Raw genomic sequence first — 20356 nt, forward strand, 5'->3', positions numbered from 1 at the left:
AAAGCGGGTGTTTCTTGGTGCGTGTTGCAATCGTGTTGCTGTTACTTGTTTCTTTATTCATTGAGGTATACCTGTAATTGTTAGTGCTGCATGTGTCATCTTCCTTTGCGTCGTGGTTGGTCAACCATTCCCTAACGGCTTCTAGGGCAATGGCAAGCATTGGCGTGAGTAGTGCTACGGCAACGGTCATTACTGCAGGCGGGATTGTCAGTCCGGCTCCTACACTGCTGAGCGGTGGAGATGTTACCAGCTTCCAACGCCTTGGTCAATCGTAAGTTATTGTATATAAATACAATTTTAATGAATTGACGCCACGAACAAGGGCCCCGAAGGGCCCTTGCCGAGATACGATCACCTCCTTTTCGCCGCTGAGATTCGTTACCAACCGATGGCCCAGGCTGCGCCCACGGCCGTGTCCTGTCCGCTGCGGGAAACCCCGATCGAGAAAGCCGATGGGGATCCGCGTGGGGTGGTCACGTCGCGGGTGTAGCCGATGGAAATGGCGGCTTGGCCGCTGCAGCCACCGACGCCCACGGCCAGGCGGTTGCGGTTCTCCCCATGGATGGCCGACGTTGAGGTGGCCATCTGGGCGTTGGCTTGGGCCATGGCGCAGACACCGCTCACCCGCTTGTCGAGCTGGCGGAAACGGCGGTCCGTCAGGTTCCAGCGGTCGTCTTGCTGCCGCTGGTAGTCCCACAATTGGCCACCGTTGATCGCGTCCGTGGACCCAGGAGCGATCGCCCCTGCAGCCACCCCAGTTACCCGCTGGTTGCCGGCGTTGATCCCGGATCGGGTGACCGATGGGCCGCCTTGGACAGTGAAGCCGTCGCTGTTGTGGATGGCCTTGGCCACTTGGACCGAGCCCTGCTCGGAAAGCTCAATGGTGTCTTTCAAGGCAACGGTTTGGGTGCCGTCCCCGTTGTCCGTGACCTCGATGTTGGCCCCGGCCACCGCGGTGCTGCTTCCGCCATCCTTGCCGTCTTTACCGTCCTGGCCTGCGGGACCTTGCGGACCGGTCGGACCTTGCGGGCCCTGCGGGCCGGTGGCGCCACCACCGCCGCCAGGGTTCTGCTCCAGCTGGTGAACGCGCCCGTCGAGATCGTAGATAGCGCCGGCAACGGTGCTGTAATGTTTCCCGCTGATCAGCTGGTAGTTCGGTGCCACGATCACACCGTTCACTACGGTGGCGCCTGCGCCCAAGTTTTCTGTCATGTGGCGCAATTGCCCCACAGTTGCTGCGTCGAATTCATCACGTCCGTCTCGGACGTTGGTCAGGCGGCGACGTTGGATCGTGTTGCCGATAGAAAACTCGTCGGCCTCAACGCATTCCGCGCGGCCTCCGATAGCAACACAACCGTCAGCAGTTCCTCTCGCTGCTGTTCCGAAAAGCACCATGTTGCTGCCGGTTCCTTCGACGCTGGACCCTGCAACGATGTTGTTGGTGCCCCTGATTTGATTGTTAAGGCCGTGAACGTTGTTGTTAGCGCCCTCCACGTTGTTGAGCCGGCCAACAATATTGTTGCCGGCTCCCGAGGCGGGGTTCACGTCGTTGGAGCGGTTGCCATGACCAACTATGACATCCGACGTGTCGAATTCGTTACCGTTTCCTACGATGACCGCGTCGGCGGCAGGAACAAGTCCAGGATCTCGCTCACCGACGCAGCGGTTTCCAACACCTACTGAAACATGATTCAAGAAGTCGATGGGTGACTCAGACGTGCAGTTAAGCGGGGTATCGCCAACGATGGTCGAGTCGACATGGGATTGGGCATGTGCGGTTGCCATCCCAGTGATGACGCTAGCGAACAGCGCGATGTGTGCGAGGGATCGATTCACGGGATGGCCTCCTGGGTCTGAATTGAGTGAGTGTGTGCACTCACGAATAGATCAGATCCTGGAATGCGCAAGCCCCCCCCCCCAACGAAACCTCCCGGCGCAACGGCAGGAGGACCGTTGAGCCGGGAAGCGGTGGGGCCGACTTTTCCCCACCCCTGTTCTTCTACGTCAGGGAAAAGATTCCGCAAGCCCCCTTGCGCGTTTTCGATTCTCCGCTTGCATGGATGTATCGCTCATGTGAGTAAGGAGGCCTACTCATGTTTCAACGCTTGTTGCTCGCGCTCGCATTGGTCAGCGCCCCCATCTTGGTCCACGCTCACGTGCCAGCCACCGATTCCGTTGAGGTCCACGGGAAGAAGCCAGGGTTTTTCAAACGCCTGTTCCACCGCCACAAGGACGCCCCGCAGTGGGACGGTGTCCAGCCCGAGCTTCGCTCAACACTGGAACGGATCGCTTTGCAAATGAAGGGCGAGGGCTACGACCTGCGCCTGATGGAGGGTTACCGCTCTGAACAGCGCCAGGCTGCGTTGCTCGCTAGCCAAAAGGGCGTGACCCAGGTGGGGCCTGGTAGCAGCTGCCACAACCACGGCTGGGCGGCGGATATGGTCATCTACAAGCGCGGGCGCCCTTCTTGGGACCTGAGGGACGAGCAGGTGCGGCAGGGCTACCAGCGCTTCGGTGAGCTGGCCCAGCAGGCGGGTTTGAGGTGGGGTGGCGCTTGGAAGAGATTCCAGGACATGCCCCACGTCGAGATGCGCAGCGAGTGCCTGGTGGCGATCCGGTCCTACCGCGCCGGCCAGCCCATGTTGGTGGCCGAGGTGGTGCCCGAACCGGTGGTCCCCTTGGCGCCGATGTGGCCCGGGCTGATGCCGCTGGCGATCACGCCGGCCACGCCCTGCGAGGGCTGGATGTGCGCCCGGCGGTGGGACTGGAGCCTGTCCGTGGCGAGCGCCCCGATGGGGGGATTGGTGGGCGTGCAAAGCACGCGGTCGGAAGCGTCGTTTCAGTGCCCGGCAAGCGACGTTTTTTGGCCGTCATAGCGCATGAGTGGCTTCCTCCGCTCATGGCTCCGAGGCTGCCGCAGTCGGCATTAGGGGCTGCGCAAAAAGTCTTTCAATAGGGGGTTGCGTAGGTCGCCAAAGGGTAGCCAAATCCGCGAACGATCCGATGAGGCTCTGGCAATCTGTTGTAAATCAATAAATTGATTCTGCCGAAGAGTCGCACGCCGCTACTGCTTCATCAGCGGGGTGTGTTCGGCGGACTTGTCTTTGGACATGGGGCTCGTGGATCAGGGGCGTCCGCTCGCGCCGGAGGGCAGCGGGTGCGGAACGGGTACAGGGCTGTCCATGGTAACTGGTCGGGGGGAAAAGGCGCTTTCGTTGGTGGCGTGTGAGATGTCGCAGACAAGCAGCGGCGGTGGCGGCCGTGGTGGTCAGTGGCTGCGTGGATGCCGCAGGATAGCGGCGATCACGTATGAAATGGTCGCTGTGGGCGCGCCGTCGGGGGAGCTTGATGAATGTGTTGTGTGGGTCACAACTTGCGTTTGGATCGCCGGTGGAGAGTTGACGGCCGCAATCGGGCGGTCAACGGAGTTCCTGCATGTTCCTTCGTACGTTGTTTGGTATGTTGCTTGCGATGTTCCTGGTCAGTATTGCGGCTCCGTCCCTGGCTGCAGAAGTATCCGGATCAAAGGACCTGCACCACCTCACTCTGCGGGTGCTGCACGACGCGAACCCCGTATTCTCGCCCCGTGTAAGCGTGCAGGAAGGACGCACGGCGATCCTCACGCTGGGGGAGAAGCACGGGCGCCGCTACACGTTGGTGCTCGATGTTGCCCAGGCATCGGCCTTTGTCGGTGAAGCGGCCGCAGACCTGCAGTGGAGTCTGTGGCAGGGAGAACAGTTCAGCGGTACGTTGTTGCAGGAGGGTGCACTGACGATTTCTCCGATAACGGTGCAGGCCGCAGCGCGAAGCGGGCGACCGCTGGGGCTTTACAAGCAGGGACTGGATGCGGGTCCGGCCGACGTTCAGGTACTTGACTATTCAAGAGAGACGCCGCTTCTGGAGGCGGATGACGCGTTGAAGGCGTGTGGGATCGCCACGACGGTGGCATCTGTGCGCAACAGCGGATGCTGTGGCGCGAAGTGTCAGGATGGCAGCGGACAGTCGCTCAAATGCTGTGGGGCAAGTTCCTGCTGTGCTTGTGGCACCTGTTGCCATGTTCCCTGATGTGGAGTGGCAACAGGCCTGACTGCCTCAGGCACGTTGCAGATTGATATTCGGGTGGCTGGCGAAGATATCCATCACGATGTCAAAGTAGGTCTGCCCATCGCCGCGCTGCAGGGCGTCCAGCTGGCGGCCGATGGCTTCGGCATTGAACGTACCCGGTTGCCGCAGCTTGTCTTGCAGCCACGCACGCGTGGCCTCCACTCCCAGTGCATCGCGGCTGCAGTCGATATCGCGCCAGACCACCGTGGCCGTTTTGTGCCCGGCCAGTGCGCCATAACCGCCGTACAGCAGATCGTCCAATGCATCGAGGCTGGGCCCGAGCTGCCAGTCTTCGCCAGCCATGAATACACGGTTGATTTCTGCGTAGAAACTTGGGATATCAACGATGACGGTGCCGTTGATCTGCAGGAATACGTTCATCTGCCGACTATAGCGTTGCGCGGCCAAAGAGCGCGCGGCTTATTCATCTGCGTTATGCATTCCCGCCCTGCCTTCAGTGGAAAATGGGGAGGAATAAGGAAAGGGCTCTACTTGAATGCATTTATGTTAATGAGGCGTTGTTTCAGTAAATGTATTTAAAGTTTCCCCGGATCGTGCCGTCACCGATATAGGGCCACGATCAAGGGAATTGAGATGCTCGCCTTACGCAACCTCCGTGTGGGATCCCGGCTTTCTGCCGGCTTCGGTCTGCTGTTGCTGTTCATCATGGCCATCGTCGGCCTGGTGTTGTACGGAAACCATCTGAAGTCCGCCCAGTTCGAGAAAGTGGTGGGCGTGAACATGGTCAAGATGCGGTTGTTGAACGACATGCTTGATACCAACAACGCGGTGCTGATGCATCGTCGCCTGATGGTGATCAAGCGCGGCGAGGAGTTCGACAGGGATTACCAGCGGGCGCAGGAACTGAGCCGCACCTACGACGGCATCTGGGACAAGTACATCACGATTCCCCGCGATGCCACCGGCGATACGCTGGTGGCGCAGATCGCGGCGGCACGCAAGGCCACCGACGCCTCCACCCGGCAGCTGCACGAACGGATGAAGGCGGGCGACTACGACGGTGCGGCCACCGAACTGCTGGCCGAACACGGTCTGGCCACCGCCTGGAATGGAGCGATCTCCAGCCTGCTGCGGCACCAGGAAGCCCTGACCGAACGCAGCCGTGAGGAGTACCGCGCCACGGAAGCGTGGACGGGAACACTGTCCATCGCCTTCGGTGTGCTCAGCCTGATCCTCGGTGCACTGGCTGCGTGGGCGATCACCCGCAGTCTGACCCGGCCCTTGGCGGGCGCGGTGAAGCTGGCCGATGGCATTGCCAACGGTCGCTTGGACAACGTCATCGATGCCTCGGGCAACGACGAGGTGACCCAGTTGCTGAAATCCATGCAGCGCATGCAGGGGCAGCTGCAGGCGGTGATGACGGCGCAGGGCGAGATGGCGCGGCAGCATGATGACGGCAGCCTGAGCTACCGCATGGACGAGAGTACCTTCCCCGGCGATTACGGGCGGATGGTGCATGACACCAACGCGCTGGTGGGTTCGCACGTGCAGGTGCAGAACCGCCTGATCGAAGTGATGAAGCACTACGCACGTGGCGACCTGTCGGTGGACATGGATCGCCTGCCGGGCGAGAAGGCGGCGATCACCCAGGCCATGGATGAGACCAAGTCCAGCCTGTCGGCCATCAACGGCGAGATCCGCCGGCTGGCCACAGCCGCGGCCGCCGGCGACTTCAGCCTGCGTGGCGACGAAACTCGCTTCGAGCACGATTTCGGCGAGATGGTGACCGGGTTGAACCGGTTGATGCAGACCACCGATGAGAATCTGGTGCAGGTGTCGAGCCTGCTGCAGGCGATCTCGCGCGGCGATTTGACCGTACGCATGCAGGGCGATTTCCACGGTGTCTTCGCGCGCATGCGCGACGACTGCAATGCCACCGTCGAACAGCTGATCCAGATCGTCGGCCGCATCCAGACCAGTGCATCCAGCATCAATCTGGCAGCGGGGGAAATCGCCTCGGGCAATACCGATCTGTCGCGGCGTACCGAGCAGCAGGCGGCCAACCTGGAAGAGACGGCAGCGTCGATGGAGGAACTGACCTCCACGGTGAAGCAGAACGCCGAACACGCGCGCCAGGCCAATCAGCTGGCGATCGGTGCACATGGGGTGGCCTCGCAGGGCGGCGAGGTGGTCGGTCAGGTGGTGACCACCATGAGCGCCATCGAAGCGTCGTCGAAGAAGATCGCCGAGATCATCAGTGTGATTGATGGCATCGCCTTCCAGACCAACATCCTGGCGCTCAACGCCGCGGTGGAAGCGGCGCGCGCGGGCGAGCAGGGCAGGGGCTTCGCCGTGGTGGCCAGTGAGGTGCGCACGCTGGCGCAGCGCTCGGCTGGCGCCGCCAAGGAGATCAAGGGCCTGATCGAAGAGTCGGTGGGCAAGGTATCCGACGGCTCGGCGCTGGTGCGTCAGGCCGGCACCACGATGGGCGAGATCGTCGCCTCGGTGCAGCGGGTGACCGACATCATGGCCGAGATCTCGGCGGCTTCGCAGGAGCAGAGCTCGGGTATCGAGCAGGTCAACCAGACCGTGATGCAGATGGACGAAACCACCCAGCAGAATGCTGCGCTGGTGGAAGAGGCCAGCGCTGCAGCACGTTCGATGGAGGAACAGGCCAACCTGCTGGCCGAAGCGGTATCGGTGTTCCGCACCGGGGCTTCGGTGGCGGCGGCGGCAGTCCGTCCGATGTTGGCAGCGGTCGCTGCAAGTGTGCCGCCGGTGCGTCGCGTGACCGGCGTGCCGCCGCGCATCGCGCCCTCGCTCGCCGCCAACACGGGTGGGTGGGAAGAGTTCTAAGCCGGGTGGGAGACGGCGCCCATCGCGATGCTGGTCGCGATGGGCGCATTTTTGTTTCCTGAACCGATGATGGCCGCTCAGCCTACGGACACCTGGATTTCACCTGCAGTTGCCACCCGCAGGCAGACACTTGCGCCATACCGGAGCACAGGAGATGGCCATGAAGACCTCGACCCGATTGATGGTGCTGGGCACCCTGCTGGCAGCCTCGTCCGTTGCTGGCGCACAGAATTACGGCCCGCGTGATGAAGGCCGCAAGTTCAACGATGGCAGCCGCGTGGTCTGCAAGAACGTGGAAGTGCAGCGCAATACCCGCGATCCCAACCGCATCACCGGTACCGCCACCGGCGCCGTGGTTGGTGGTTTGCTGGGCAACCAGGTAGGCGGCGGCAACGGCAAGAAGCTGGCAACGGTTGCCGGCGCTGTAGCGGGCGGCGCAGCCGGCCGGCAGATTCAGGGCAACCATCAGCAGAAGACTGGTGATCGCGTGGTCGAGCGTCGTTGTGAGCGCGTCTACCGCTGATCCATCCCTGCGATAACCCCTTCCACACTGCTGTACCCCGAACGCCGGCCCTGTGCCGGCGTTCTTCGTTTCCGGTCCCGTTCCGCGGAGCAGGGCGCATGCCTATACTGCGCCGACCTCCAGGGATGAATCGCCAGTGAACGAGTCGAGTGCTGTAGACGGTCGGGAACCGTCGGTTGTTGCTGATGCAATGCCTCGCACGACAGCCAGCTACTCCCGCGTGCGCGACCGCACCGACGAGCTGGAGCTGTTCATTTCCGGCCTGCTCGCCTTCGCACTGCTGGCCGTGCCGGGCTACCTGTTCGACGCGTGGGCGCGCAGCAGCCTGCATACCGAAGGGGTCTATTTCCAGGCGTTGTGGTTCGCCTTCAGCATCGGCGTCGGCATGTGCTACGTGCTGGCGGTGGCCTTGATCATCCACTTGGCGGTGCGTGGCTACTGGATCGGCCTGATCGGCCTGAAATCGCACTTCCCCAACGGCATCGACTGGGATCGGCTGACGATGCTGGGGCCGTTCTCACGAGCATTCCTGCAGCAACGCGACGGTGGGCTCGACGGCACCATCGAACGTGCAGACCGGCTTGCCACGATGCTGTTCTCGACCACGCTGCTGTGCGTGCAGACCCTGGCCGGCACCCTGGTGGTGGCGATTGTCTCGCTCGGTGTGGCGATGGCCATCGGTGCCGCCTTCGGCGATGTTGATCGCATCACGCTGGGAATCGTCGCGGTGCTGATGGTCGGCCTGCTCGGTCTGGCGATGGTGCCGATGCTGCTGGAGAAGTCGATCGCGCGGCGTCGCACGCGGGGGCTGGACACCGCACGGCAGGAGAAGCGGCTGCAGTCGGTGCTGGCTGGCCTGCAGCGGGTGCCGATGCTGCGCCTGCTGCAGACCATGCAGTGGACCCTGCAGAGCAACCTGCGCGGTCGCTCGTTCACCGTGATCTACCTGTCGGCGGTGATGCTGGCGATGGTGCTCGCCGCCCTGCAGGTGTACGGCTCGATGAAGTTCTCGCCGTTCAACCGCTACAGCGTGCTGACTGAGGAAGCCGTGGACCACGGCATGCTGGGCGCGCACTACGAATCGCTGCGCTCGGCGCATGACCAGCTGCTGCCCTATCCGATGATTCCGGCCGATACCATCAGTGCATCGCGGTTGCGGCTGTTCATTCCGCACCGTCCGCAGCGTGACAATCCGGTGGCACGGCAGCGCTGTGCGGGCGGTGCCCGCAACGAAGCGCAGGGTGCACAGGCGGCGACGGCAGCGGTGAACTGCATGGCGCTGCTGTGGACGGTGCAGCTCGATGGCGGCAAGGTCGACCTGCATGATTTCGTGCCGATGGAGCGCCGCGACCTCGACATGCGCGGGCTGGTGGGCTACCTGCCGATGGCGGATCTGAAGCCGGGCCGGCATGACCTGCGACTGGTCTGGAACGCCGACGGCGGCGAACGTGGCCCCAGCCGCCGTCGCGAGTACAGCATCCCGTTCTGGTACGCACCAGAGCCGTAAAAGGGGACGCAGGGGATCAAGTCGCTTTCTTCCCCTTCGTGCCGATTACGACTTAATCCCCTCCGTCCCCTTTTTGCTGTGGAGGCGCCAGAGGGCGAGGGCGCTGTACAGCACCAGCAGGGCGGTCAGGGTGATCAGCTCGTGGCTGACCTCGGCCAGGCTGGCGTCCATCTGGTTCAGGCGCACCATCAGGTTGATGCCGGAGGTGGTCGGCAGCAGCTGCGCCAGCCACACCAGCGGGCGCGGGGTCATCACCGCCGGCCAGGAAAGGCTGGCCAGGAAGAACAGCGGGATGGAGGTGGCGATGATGTACTGGAAGGCGCGTTCGCGGGTGCGGAAGAAGCTGCCGACGAACAGGCCGAACGCTACCGTGGCAGCGATGAACAGCGTACCGCCCAGCAGTTGCCCGAGCGGGTTGCCACCACGCGGATAGTCCTGCACCCAGGCGGTGAAGCCGGCGTACCAGAACAGCCCGAACAGCCCGATCAGGCCGAAGCCGAGCGCCATGCCGGTCAGGGTGGGCAGGTCGAACTGCAGGCGCCGGCCCAGCACCAGACGGCGACCGCCTAGCAGCACGCCGATGCCCATCAGCAGCGTCTGGTGCACGATCAGTTCGGCCACGCCGGGCACGATCGCGCTGCCGTAGCCTTCCTGCGTGTTGTACAGCGGCCGTTGCACGAGGGTGACCGGTGGTGCCTGTGGCGCGCCCATGAACGCGGCCTGGGTGACTGCCGCTTCGCGGCCGAACGCGCCCAGTGCATCAGCCACGCTGCCCAGCACCCAGCTGGCGCGACCGAGATAGGCGCCGTTGCCGAGCAGCACTATCTTGGCCGGATGACCACGCAGGATGTCGCGCTCCAGGTTGGCCGGAATCAGCACGATGCCTTCGGCATGACCTGCCTCCAGCTGTGCACGCGCGTCCTGCAGGTCGGCCGGTTGTCCGACCACATGGGCCACGCGCAGCGAATCGAGCTTGCGCAGCAGTTCGCGGCTGGTCGCGCTGTGGTCTTCATCGACCACCAGCACGGGCAGGTTGCCGGCTACCTGGTGGCGATAGGCGGCGGGGTAGAAGAACGAGTACAGGATCACCGCGCCGACCATCACCACGATCGCATAGCGGTCGCAGAGCACGGCCAGGAGGGTTTGCCGCAGGCTGTGCCAGATCCTGCTCATGCGCCAGCCCCGGCGGGCTGCGCTGCCTGCGGGGTGCGCGCGAACGCCAGCAGGCGCCAGCCGCCGATGCCGCCGGCAACCGCGATCATCAGCAGCAGCGTGGCCAGCGGCCACAGCGACACCACCAGTGGCGAGCCGATGAACTGCTGCTGGGTCTGCAGCTTGATGTAGGCGCTGAGCGGCAGCAGCAGATGCCAGACGCGGGTGAACAACGGCGCGTCGATCACCGGGAACGTAGCGCTGGAAAAGGCCAGCGCGGTGCCGATGCTCAGGCCCACGGCGGACAGGGCCGTGCCCATGTCGCGGGTAACGCCGACGAAGAACAGTGCATAGGCCGCGGTGGCCAGGTAGAACAGCGGCTGTGCGAGCAGTAGCAGAACCACACTGCCGGCGATGCCGTCGCCGCGCAGCCAGGCCAGGTAGGCCGCGCCCAGCGCGCCGTACAACGAGAACAGCAGGACGTAGGGCAGCACCTTGCCGGCAATGGTCGACCACGGCGCGTGGCCCAGCCAGGCGGGCAGGGTGCCGTCGCGGATTTCGCGGCCGAGGCTGCCGGCCACCGCCAGCGCCAGTACCAGCGACAGTACCGCCGGGAAGATCAGCGGCAGCAGGAACAGCTCGTAGCTGCGCGCCGGATTGAACAGGATGTCCGACTGCACCGCGATGGGCGCGGCACGCAGCTTGCCCGGCCCGACCTGCAGGCCGATGCGTTCGCGCAGCAGGCGCGCGTTCCACGCCGATACCGCGTCGCCGATATCCCGCGCGGCGGACTGGCCGGTGGTCATGTAGGTGGCGTTGTAATAGGAAAACACCGTGCCTTGCTGGCCGCGCAACGCCTGGCGGGTCACATCGCGCGGTACCAGCACCACCGCGAACACTTCCAGCCGGCGCAGCTGCCCACGTGCCTCCTCCATGCCTGCCGGTTGGCTGGCGACGCGCACACCGGGGCTGGCATCCAGCATGCGCAGCAGCAGGCGGCTGTCGCTGCTGTGGTCCAGGTCGACCACGGCAATCGGCACATCGCGCATCACCGATGCGGAGAACATCCAGGCCATCACCACCAGCATCAACAGTGGCAGCACGGTGACCAGCGCCAGGTCTGCACGGCTGCTGCGCAACCGGCGCAGTTCGCGCTGCCATGAGCCGCCGAAGCCACCGCGGTCGGTATTCAGTGCTGCGGCCATGCGAACAGCACGCTCATGCCGGGGCGGAAGCCCTCGATGCGGCGTACCGGGCGCACCCGCACTTCGAAGCTGCGCACGTCATAGCCCGATGACTGACGGGTCGTACGCCAGGTAGCGTAGTCGCCCGCGGGATTGATGAAATAGACCTCGAACTCGTCGTCCTTGCCGAGCGCCGGCACGCTGCCACGCAGCTTGCTGCCGACCTTCAGGCCCTGCATCTGCGATTCGCGCAGGTTCATCGACACCCACATGCGGTCGATATCGACCAGGGTGAACACCGGGTAGCCGGCCGGTACCAGTTCGCCCGGGTCGGCCATGCGCTTGTTGATTTCACCGGCCAGCGGTGCGCGACCTTCCACTTCAACGCGCGCGGCGTTGACTTCCGCCACCGCGCCCTGCGCCTGCTGCACCTGGCCCTGTGCGGCACGCTTGTCCTGCTCGCGCGCACCGGCCAACGCCATGTCGTACTGGGCGCGGGCGGCACGGGCCAGTTCGCGTGAGCTGGTGGCCTGGGCAGCGGCTTCGTCGCGCTTCTGCCGGGTCATCACCCCTTCGTTGAACAGGTTCTGCACGCGCCGGTAGGTGGCTTCGGCGAGGGTGGCACCGGCTTCGGCGCGCTTCCAGTTGGCTTCGGCCGCGCGGATGTCTTCGCTGCGTGCGCCGTCGTTGGCTTTGTCGGCCACCGCCTGCGCCGCGGCCAGCGCGCCGTGCGCCTGCTGTTCCTTGGCCGCGACTTCGGGGCTGTCGAGCAGGAACAGCACCTGTCCAGCCTGCACGCGATCGCCCTCGCGCACCTTCAGTTCGGCCACGCGCGCCGTGATCTTGGCCGACACGTTGAGGGTGTCGGCGTCGGCCATGCCCTGGATCTGGTCGGCGGGGCTGCGCCAGGCCAGCCACAGGCCCAGCACCACCGCCACCAGCAGCACCACCAGCAGAATCGGCCCCAGCCGGCGCTTGCCCGGGGGCGTCGTTGCTTCGTCGTGCAACACATCACTCATGATCGATCACCTCGTCTGCACGCCGCCGATAGTCTTCGAAGCGGTCCATCTGTCCACTCACCTCGAGCAACTGCGCCAAGGCGATATCGTATTGGTAGGCCGCCTGCGCACGTTCGACGCGGGCGCCGCCGAGGCCGAGCCGCGCATCGATCACGTCCAGCGAGGTGGCCTGGCCTTCGCGGAACGCCAGCTCCTGCAGGCGCAGGTTCTCGTCGGCCTGGGCGATGCTGCTGTCCAGCAGCACGAACTGCTGTCGCGCGGTTTCCAGCTCGTTCCAGGCCTTGCGCACACCCAGTGCCACCTGGTTCTCGGCCTCGCGCAGGCCTGCCTCGGCCTGCTCCTGCTGCGCGCGTGCGGCGCTGATCTGTGCCGGTCGCGAGTTCGGCGACAGGAAGGTGTACTTCAGGCCGATGCCGAACGCCCAGTCCGGATCGGTCAGCATTTCGTCGCGGCGCCGGAAGTCGTACTGGCCGAACAGGAATATCGTTGGCTTGAGCTTGGCCTGCTGCACGCGCACGCCCTGTTCGGCCTGCGCGACGATCGCCCGCAGGCGCGCGATCTGCGGCTGCCGTGCCTGCGCGGTGCGCTCGAAGCTGGTGACCGGTTCCAGCGCGGTGCGCTGCACGAACAGCGGAGACAATGGCTGCACATCGCCGCCGCTGCGCAGCAGGGTCGCCAGCGCAGCCTTCAGCGTGGCCAGATCATTGAGGGTCTTCTGGTATTCGCGCTCGGCCTTGTCGCGGGCGACGGTGGCCTGCAGGCGCTGCGCTCGGGTGGCGAAGCCTTCGCGTTCCAGCTTTTCGGCATCCGACAGGTGGCGATTGAGGCCATCGCGCACATCGCGCCGCACGACTACAGCCTGCTCGGCCAGGCGCTGGCCAAAGTAGGCCTGGGCCAGCTGCACGGTCAGTGACTGTCGCTGCGCTTCGCGCTCGGCGCTGGCCTGTTCGCTGGCCGCGCCGGCAGCACGCTGCGCGGCGGGAATCAGGCCGCCGGTGTACAGCGGCAGCACGGCGGTGACCACCGGCCGCGTGCGCCAGTCGCGTTCGGTGAACGACAGCGGCGAGTCGATGCCATAGGCCTCGGCCACCGGTGCCAGTGAGCCCAGCGGCAGGGTCAGGGTCTTCTGGAACTGCAGCCGGCGCACTTCGCCGGTGATCTCCGGCAGGCGCAGCAGGCGGGTGGCTTCCTGCAGTTCTTCCTTGTTGCGCACGCCGGCATCAGCAGCGGCCAGTGCGTCGGAGACCTGTTCCAGCCGCTGCCGCGCCTGTTCCCATTCCAGCGCTGGAGGCGCGCTGGTCTGTGCCGCTGCGGCCAGCGGCAGGCTTGCCAGCAAGGCCAGGCCGGCAGCGCCGAGCGCGCGGTGCATCCTTGTCCGTGGGCAGCTCAGGCGCATGCCGTTCCTGTAGTGAAGAAGTGGGCAAACGGTAGTGGTCCGCGCGTGAAGCCGGGGTCTGCGGTGGTCTGGATCATGCTCTTTTCAACGTAAGGTGTTGCCAGCGGCGGTGCGCAGCGCCTGGGTGATGTGCTGCAGCGTGCTCGAACGCACGGCGGCATGCTGCCAGAACAAGGGTACGTCGAGCCAGCGACGAGCTTCCAGCACCACCACCTGCCCGGCCTGTACCGCTGGCGTAACCAGGGCCTCCGGAGCAAGGCACCAGCCGAGTCCACGCGCGGCAGCATCGACGAAGCCGGTGGAGGAGGGCAGGTAGTGGACGGGCGGTTGCAGGCGTGCACGGGTCAGCCTGCGCAGGAAGCGCCATTGCAGTTCATCCTTGCGGTTGAACACGATCATCGGCGCCGACGCCAACGCGTCGGCCTGCATGCCCTTGCTGAAGTGGCGCCGCGCAAAGACCGGTGAGGCGATGGCGTGGTAACGCATCGCGCCCAGCGGATGCACGTTGCAGCCCTTCAGGGGGTTGCGTTCGGCGGTGACCGCGCCCAGCACGCTGCCGTTGCGCAGCAGTTCCAGGGTGTGGTCCTGGTCGTCCATGTGCAGGTCGAACAGGTAGCCGTGGCGCTGGTGCAGCTCTGCGATGGCGGCGACGAACCAGGTATCCAGCGAATCGTCGTTGACCGCCAGCGGGATCGGCGTGCGGGTGGCATCGCTGCCGCGTTCCGGCAGCAGTTCGGCCAGCGCTTCGGCCTGCAGGGCCTGCATCGGCCGCACCCGCCGCAGCAGCACTTCACCGGCAGCGGTAGGCCGGCACGGCGCCTGCCGCACCACCAGCACCTGGCCCAGCCGGTCCTCAAGCGCCTTGATCCGTTGCGACAACGCCGACGGGCTGATCGACAGGCGGCGTGCGGCGGCCTCGAAGCTGCCTTCTTCGAGCACCGCGGTGAAGGCGCTCAACTGCGGATGTACCAGGTCCACGCGATGCCTCTTCAGTTTTTCTGCACAGGATAAAGAAAAACCAGCTGGCCTTAACGGGTCCGTTGGTCGCACCCTGCGCCTCCTTTCACGGTGGAGAGCGTCGGATGTGGATTGCTGCGGCCTTGGCTGGCCTGTTTGCGGGTGCTGGCCTGATCATCGCCATCGGTGCGCAGAACGCCTTCGTGCTGCGGCAGGGGCTGCAGCGTCGCTACGTGGGCATGGTGGTGCTGGCCTGCATGGGCGCGGACATCGCGCTGATCCTGGCTGGCGTGGGCGGCATGGGTGCACTGGTGCTGCAATGGCCGCTGCTGTTGCAGGTGCTGCGCTTCGGCGGGGCCGCCTTCCTGCTGTGCTATGGCCTGCAGGCCGGGCTGCGCGCATGGCGAGGTGGCAGCGCGCTGGCCGCGGCCGATGCCAGTGGTGGCAGCCGGCGGCAGGTGCTGCTGGCCTGCCTGGCCTTCACCCTGCTCAACCCGCACGTCTACCTGGATACGATGGTGTTGCTGGGCAGCCTGTCCACGCGCTATCCGGGTGAGCTGCGCTGGGCGTTCGCGGCGGGCGCCTGCGTGGCCAGCGTGCTCTGGTTCTGCGGGCTGGGATTCGGCGCCCGGTTGCTGCAGCCGGTGTTCCGCAACGCGGCAGCGTGGCGGGTGCTGGATGCAGGCGTGTCGGCCTTCATGCTGTGCCTTGCGCTGCTGTTGCTGCTGCGTCCGCTCTAGGCCGCGTCCACTGCGCACAACGGGGTTTCATCGGGGCGCAGGGTCAGCACGCGCACACCGGTACGGGTCACGGCTACGGTGTGCTCGAACTGCGCTGACAGCTTGCCGTCGCGGGTGTACACCGGCCATTCGTCGGGCTGCTGGCGGATCGCAGGCTTGCCCTGGTTGAGCATCGGCTCGATGGTGAACACCATGCCTTCCTGCAGTTCCATGCCGGTGCCGGCATGGCCGTAGTGCAGGATCTGTGGCTCCTCGTGCATTTCCTGGCCGATACCGTGGCCGCAGTATTCCTTGACCACGCTGTAGCCGTGGCTGCGGGCATGGCGGGCGATGGCGTGGCCGATGTCGCCCAGGCGCGCGCCTGGCCGCACAGCGGCGATGCCCTTCCACATGGCCTGGTAGGTCACCTGCACCAGCTTGCGCGCGGCGTAGTCGACTTCACCCACCAGATACGTGGTGCTGGAATCGGCGATGTAGCCGTGCTTCTCCAGCGTGATGTCGAGGTTGACGATCTGGCCATTGCGCAGCACATCGTCGGCCGACGGCATGCCGTGGCAGATGACGTTGTCGATCGAGGCATTGAGCACGTACGGGAACCCGTACTGCCCTTTGCTGGCGGGCCGTGCCTGCAGGTCGTCGACGATCATGCGTTCGACGATGTCGTTGATCTCCAGCGTGCTGCGGCCCTGCAGCGGCAGCGCGTCAAGCATCGCGAAGACCTGCGCCAGCAGTCGTCCGGACTCGGCCAGGCGGTCGATCTCGTCGGGGCGCTTGATCATGGCCATCGGCTCAGGCCCGCCCGGGCGCAAGCAGCTGCGGCTGCACGCCGGCGGCGCGCAGTTCGCTGGCGACGACGTCCTGGAAGCTCAGGGTCGGGTTCATCTCGCACAGCATGCCGACCCGGATCCAGAACGTGGCCTGGGCATTGATCGAGCGGTTGGAGACGGTGCAGGCACGGCGCAGCTGGTCGTGCAGGGTGTCATCGATGTTGACGATGCCCATGGGAGTTCTCGACAGGGAATATACGAAGCGTATACGAAACGTATATCACCTCTCAAGCCCGTGGCATTCAGCCAGCATCCGTGGCGAAGCGCAGGCGGTTGCCGTCCGGATCGACGATCAGCATTTCGCGGCTTCCCCAGTCCGTATCGTGTGGCGGCTGCTCGATGGGTACCCCCGCAGCGCTGAAAGCACGATGCAGGGCATCGACGTCGTTGACGATGAAATACACCGCGCCGCCCACTTCGCAGTCGCCGGTGTGTTCGGTCAGGAAGATCGTCTGGCCCTCGCGGGTGAGCTGGGCGAACAGCGGGAAGCCGGGTTCGAAGCGGTGCTCCCAGTCGATGAGGAAGCCCAGGCCCTGTACGTAGAACGGCAGGCTGGTATCGGCATGGCGCATGCGCAGCTGCGGGATGACGGTCTGGGGCATGACGGCGGCTCCGGGGCGGGAGTCCAGTGTAGTGCCGAGCCATGCTCGGCTATCGCCATTTGTACAGTCGAGCCATGCTCGACTCAGGGGACCGCGAACAGCAGCCGAGCATGGCTCGGCTCTACAAAAAAGCGCTCAGCAGGCAGTCGGTACTGCGGCCATCGCCGCCAGCAGTTCGCGGTTCACCTGCTGGTGCTGCTGCTGCCATGCCGGCAGATCATCGGCGCTGATGTCTGGCTGGGCATCCAGCGACGACAACCAGCGCTTGAAACGGCTCTGGTAGCTGGGCAGCGACACCTCGCCGGTGATGTCGCTGCCCACCAGTCCACCGGTGCGCAGCGCCTCGATCACCATCAGCGCATGTTCAAGCTGGAAGCGGCCCTGGTCCCAGTTGCTGCGCGCTACCTCTTCAGCGAACACGTCCTTGTCGATCGACAGATAGGTGGGCCGCGGCGCCTGCGCCTGTTCGGCGGCGAACGCGGCAACCAGCGCCTCGGGATGTTCGAAGCGACGGAAGGCGCCTGCCATGCCCATGCGGCTGGCCCAGCCCACATCCACGTCCATGCACCAATAGGTCAGCCGTCGCCCCAGCAAGGGCCGCCAGTGGTTCTCCCACGCGTGGCCCACGCCGATATCGGTCGAGGTGATGCCCAGTACATGCACATGCGATACCTGCGGCAGCGCAGCGGCGGCATTCACCCAGGAACCGCAGTGCATGCCGAAGGGAAAGCGCATGTTGTCCGGATGGTTGTCCAGCACCACCAGCTGGAACGGGGCGCGCGTGTGCAGGCGCTGCAGCAGTGGCAGGCTGAGATGGTGGAAGTCGCCGCTGCCGAGCATCACCGTGCCGAGTTGTGCCGGCAACGGCAACAGAACGTCATTGGCGAAGCGCGACAGCGTGGTGTTGCGGCAGGCAAAACGCAGCGGGTCATGCCAGTGCTGCAGCGCGAGCGTGCGTGCCTGCGGCAACGGCAGTACGCCACCATCGAGGTCGAGGATCAGCGGGGGACGCAGCTGCATCGGTCAACCCCCTCCATCCGGCTCAGCCTGCAGGTGCGGGGCCAGCCTGCGCAGGGCGGCGCGCAGCAGCGGCGAACGCGCATGCACCGCATGCACAGTGGAAGTGAAGCGGGCACCCAGTTCGGCCTTGATGCGTGAATCGGTCCAGCCGGCGACGTAGTGGCTGAGGCCGTGTTGCATCGCGTACTCCAGGTTGTGCATCCAGCTGACCGAGTACAGGTTGTGGTCGCGCGACTGCGGATAGGACAGGCCGATGTACTTGTCCACCAGCTTGCCGGCGTGCACGTAGCACAGGTTCCAGCCGATCAGCTCGCCATTGTGGCGGTAGAGGAACAAGCGCCCCTGGCCCTGCGTGTCTGCCAGCAGGTGCTGGAAGAAGGGCAGGTCGAGCTGGTCGAAGTGCACGGCGCTTTGTGCATACACCTGCAGGTACAGCGCGTGCAGTTCGGCCTGCAGCCGTGGCTCGGCAAGGGCGGGGTCGCCGGTAGCGATGCAGTCGATCTGCAGGTGGGCACGCGAGCGCAGCTTGCGCCGGATGTTCTTGCGCCGCGCCGTGGACAGACGTGCCAGGTAGGTATCGATGCAGTCGAAATCGATCGCCACCCATGCCAGTGGCATGCCTTCCAGCTGGATGAAGCCGCGTTCCAGCAGCGCCTGCAGGAAAGCGTGGCTGTGCGCGTTGGCGGCATCGTCCAGCAAGGGGGAATCGATCGCCAGATCCTTGACCACCAGCAGCCGACTGTCACCGACGCCGTGACGCAGCACGTCGTCGGCCAGTGCCGCCGCCGACACATGTGCCGGCAACGGTGTGTACTCGGTGCTGGTGGCGCCGATGAACCGCGTCTGCCAGGTCAGCCACGGCTGCCACAGGCGCGACAGCGGCAGCCCCAGCAGGCGCGAGCGCAGTGCATCGTCCAGGGTCGTGGTCAGATCCAGCGGCGCACGGAAGCTGGGCAGGCCGCTGGGCAGGCGGCTGGCATCGAACCCCAGGGGCGGGTGGGCCAGGAAGCCCTCCAGCAGCGCGGCCGGCTCCAGCGCGGTGCTGGATACACGCGGAATCATGTCCATGCGGGGCACGGGAACCGGCAGCGCATTGCAGCTCAGCCCTTGGCCTTGGTCAGCAGCTGGTCCAGCAGGGTGATCGCCAGATCGATCTCTTCGTAGGTGATGTTCAACGAAGGCGCGAAGGTGATCACGTTCTTGTACCAGCCACCGACATCGAGCACGAGGCCCATGCGCTTGCCGTCGTGCAGCAGGTCACCGGCCAGGCCGATGTCGACCATGCGGTCCAGCAGCTCACGGTTCGGAGTGAAGCCATCGGCGGCGCAGATTTCCGCACGCAGGGCCAGGCCGAGGCCGTCGACATCACCGATTTCCGGATGGCGCTTCTGCAGGCCGCGCAGGCCGTCGAGGAAGTAGGCGCCCTTTTCCGGCACGGTACGCTCGTAGTCCATCTCCTTGCCCAGCTTCAGCACTTCCAGGCCCAGGCGCGTACCCAGCGGATTGGAGTTGAAGGTGGAGTGGGTGGAGCCCGGCGGGAACACGGTCGGGTTGATCAGCTCTTCGCGCGCCCACAGGCCCGACAACGGGTTGAGGCCGTTGGTCAGCGCCTTGCCGAACACCAGCACGTCCGGAGTGACATCGAAGTGCTCGATGGCCCACAGCTTGCCAGTGCGCCAGAAGCCCATCTGGATTTCATCGACGACCATCAGGATGCCGTACTTGTCCAGCACGCGCTTGAGGCCCTTGAAGAAGTTGCGCGGCGGAATGACATAGCCGCCGGTGCCCTGGATCGGCTCGACATAGAACGCGGCGTACTCGGCCTGGCCGACCTTGGGATCCCACACGCCGTTGTACTCGCTTTCGAACAGGCGCTCGAACTGGTGCACGCAGTGGTCGGAGTATTCGTCCGGGGTCATGCCCTTCGGGCGACGGAACGGATACGGGAACGGGATGAACATCGCGCGTTCGCCGAAGTGGCCGTAACGACGGCGGTAGCGGTAGCTGGATGTGATCGACGAGGCGCCGAGGGTTCGGCCGTGGTAACCGCCTTCAAACGCAAACATCAGGCTCTTGCCGTTGCGCGCGTTGCGGACGATCTTCAGCGAATCCTCCACCGCCTGCGCACCACCGACGTTGAAGTGCACGCGGCCATCGAGGCCGAACTTTTCGTGCATGTCTACCGCGATGGTCTTGGCCAGTTGCACACGCGTCGGGTGCAGATACTGGCTGGCGACCTGCGGCAGGGTGTCGATCTGGTCCTTCAGCGCATTGTTCAGCCGCTGGTTGGCGTAACCGAAGTTGCAGGCCGAGTACCACATCTGCAGATCGAGGTACGGGGTGCCGGCGGCGTCGAACATGTAGCTGCCTTCGCAGCGCTGGAAGATCTTCGGCGGATCGACGTAGTGCACGGTGTCGCCGAAGGAACTGTAGCGGGCTTCGTCTGCCAGCAACTGCGCATCGGTGATGGCGGCATCGGCGTTCTTGTCAAAAATATTCATCGGTTCG

General features: G+C 65.0%; 19 protein-coding genes. 6 read left to right on the plus strand and 13 right to left on the minus strand.

Annotation, left to right across the window (positions count from 1 at the left end; all coding sequences use genetic code 11):
• Positions 1-378: 378 nt before the first annotated feature.
• Complete coding sequence (locus CR156_RS03695) at positions 379-1836, minus strand: adhesin (protein WP_100551944.1); 1458 nt, start codon at positions 1834-1836, stop codon at positions 379-381.
• 257 nt (positions 1837-2093) lie between these two features.
• Between CR156_RS03695 and CR156_RS03700 the strand changes: the two genes are divergently transcribed.
• Entirely contained in the window at positions 2094-2876 is a 783-nt protein-coding gene (locus CR156_RS03700) for a M15 family metallopeptidase (RefSeq protein ID WP_024958507.1), read from the plus strand.
• A 559-nt stretch (positions 2877-3435) separates the two neighbouring features.
• Complete coding sequence (locus tag CR156_RS03705; RefSeq protein WP_100551945.1) at positions 3436-4065, plus strand: hypothetical protein; 630 nt, start codon at positions 3436-3438, stop codon at positions 4063-4065.
• A 27-nt stretch (positions 4066-4092) separates the two neighbouring features.
• Here the strand turns inward: CR156_RS03705 and CR156_RS03710 are convergent, their stop codons facing one another.
• On the minus strand, positions 4093-4485 hold the full coding sequence (locus tag CR156_RS03710; protein ID WP_100551946.1) for a barstar family protein: 393 nt from the start codon (positions 4483-4485) through the stop codon (positions 4093-4095).
• 213 nt (positions 4486-4698) lie between these two features.
• Here CR156_RS03710 and CR156_RS03715 point away from each other — a divergent pair, with 213 nt between their 5' ends.
• From CR156_RS03715 to CR156_RS03725, 3 genes are all read left to right on the plus strand, one after another.
• Positions 4699-6921 (plus strand): methyl-accepting chemotaxis protein, encoded by a 2223-nt coding sequence (locus CR156_RS03715; RefSeq protein WP_100551947.1) that lies wholly within the window; start codon positions 4699-4701, stop codon positions 6919-6921.
• A 154-nt stretch (positions 6922-7075) separates the two neighbouring features.
• Positions 7076-7444, plus strand: coding sequence for a glycine zipper 2TM domain-containing protein (locus CR156_RS03720; protein ID WP_025873797.1), 369 nt, complete (start codon positions 7076-7078; stop codon positions 7442-7444).
• A gap of 190 nt (positions 7445-7634) precedes the next feature.
• Positions 7635-8951, plus strand: coding sequence for a hypothetical protein (locus tag CR156_RS03725; protein ID WP_191077504.1), 1317 nt, complete (start codon positions 7635-7637; stop codon positions 8949-8951).
• A gap of 45 nt (positions 8952-8996) precedes the next feature.
• Here the strand turns inward: CR156_RS03725 and CR156_RS03730 are convergent, their stop codons facing one another.
• The 5 genes from CR156_RS03730 to CR156_RS03750 form a co-directional block, all read right to left on the minus strand.
• Entirely contained in the window at positions 8997-10124 is a 1128-nt protein-coding gene (locus CR156_RS03730) for an ABC transporter permease (protein ID WP_100551948.1), read from the minus strand.
• On the minus strand, positions 10121-11308 hold the full coding sequence (locus tag CR156_RS03735; RefSeq protein ID WP_100551949.1) for an ABC transporter permease: 1188 nt from the start codon (positions 11306-11308) through the stop codon (positions 10121-10123). Before CR156_RS03735 ends, CR156_RS03730 begins: the two co-directional genes overlap by 4 nt.
• Positions 11293-12306: an HlyD family secretion protein gene (locus CR156_RS03740; RefSeq protein WP_100551950.1), complete on the minus strand. Its 1014-nt coding sequence runs from the start codon at positions 12304-12306 to the stop codon at positions 11293-11295. Before CR156_RS03740 ends, CR156_RS03735 begins: the two co-directional genes overlap by 16 nt.
• Positions 12299-13675, minus strand: coding sequence for a TolC family protein (locus tag CR156_RS03745; RefSeq protein WP_191077506.1), 1377 nt, complete (start codon positions 13673-13675; stop codon positions 12299-12301). Before CR156_RS03745 ends, CR156_RS03740 begins: the two co-directional genes overlap by 8 nt.
• Positions 13676-13786: 111 nt before the next feature.
• Positions 13787-14680 carry a LysR family transcriptional regulator ArgP gene (locus CR156_RS03750; RefSeq protein WP_100551952.1) on the minus strand — a complete coding sequence of 298 codons (894 nt, stop codon included), beginning with the start codon at positions 14678-14680 and terminating at the stop codon, positions 13787-13789.
• 104 nt (positions 14681-14784) lie between these two features.
• Between CR156_RS03750 and CR156_RS03755 the strand changes: the two genes are divergently transcribed.
• Positions 14785-15399 (plus strand): LysE/ArgO family amino acid transporter, encoded by a 615-nt coding sequence (locus tag CR156_RS03755; protein WP_100551953.1) that lies wholly within the window; start codon positions 14785-14787, stop codon positions 15397-15399.
• Here CR156_RS03755 and map read toward each other — a convergent pair.
• From map to CR156_RS03785, 6 genes are all read right to left on the minus strand, one after another.
• Complete coding sequence (gene map, locus CR156_RS03760) at positions 15396-16178, minus strand: type I methionyl aminopeptidase (protein ID WP_100554073.1); 783 nt, start codon at positions 16176-16178, stop codon at positions 15396-15398. The two genes, CR156_RS03755 and map, sit on opposite strands and share 4 nt — an antisense overlap.
• Positions 16179-16188: 10 nt before the next feature.
• Positions 16189-16401 (minus strand): ParD-like family protein, encoded by a 213-nt coding sequence (locus CR156_RS03765; RefSeq protein WP_025873788.1) that lies wholly within the window; start codon positions 16399-16401, stop codon positions 16189-16191.
• A 67-nt stretch (positions 16402-16468) separates the two neighbouring features.
• Positions 16469-16828, minus strand: coding sequence for a bleomycin resistance protein (locus CR156_RS03770; RefSeq protein WP_100551954.1), 360 nt, complete (start codon positions 16826-16828; stop codon positions 16469-16471).
• Between the two features lie 135 nt (positions 16829-16963).
• Entirely contained in the window at positions 16964-17848 is an 885-nt protein-coding gene (locus CR156_RS03775; protein ID WP_100551955.1) for an arginase family protein, read from the minus strand.
• Between the two features lie 3 nt (positions 17849-17851).
• The gene (locus CR156_RS03780) at positions 17852-18916 is read right to left on the minus strand and encodes a GNAT family N-acetyltransferase (protein WP_100551956.1); all 1065 of its coding nucleotides are present in this window, start codon (positions 18914-18916) and stop codon (positions 17852-17854) included.
• Between the two features lie 32 nt (positions 18917-18948).
• Positions 18949-20349: an aspartate aminotransferase family protein gene (locus tag CR156_RS03785; protein ID WP_089239694.1), complete on the minus strand. Its 1401-nt coding sequence runs from the start codon at positions 20347-20349 to the stop codon at positions 18949-18951.
• Positions 20350-20356 lie beyond the last annotated feature (7 nt).

Source organism: Stenotrophomonas lactitubi (assembly GCF_002803515.1).
In the GTDB taxonomy this organism is placed as follows: domain Bacteria; phylum Pseudomonadota; class Gammaproteobacteria; order Xanthomonadales; family Xanthomonadaceae; genus Stenotrophomonas; species Stenotrophomonas lactitubi.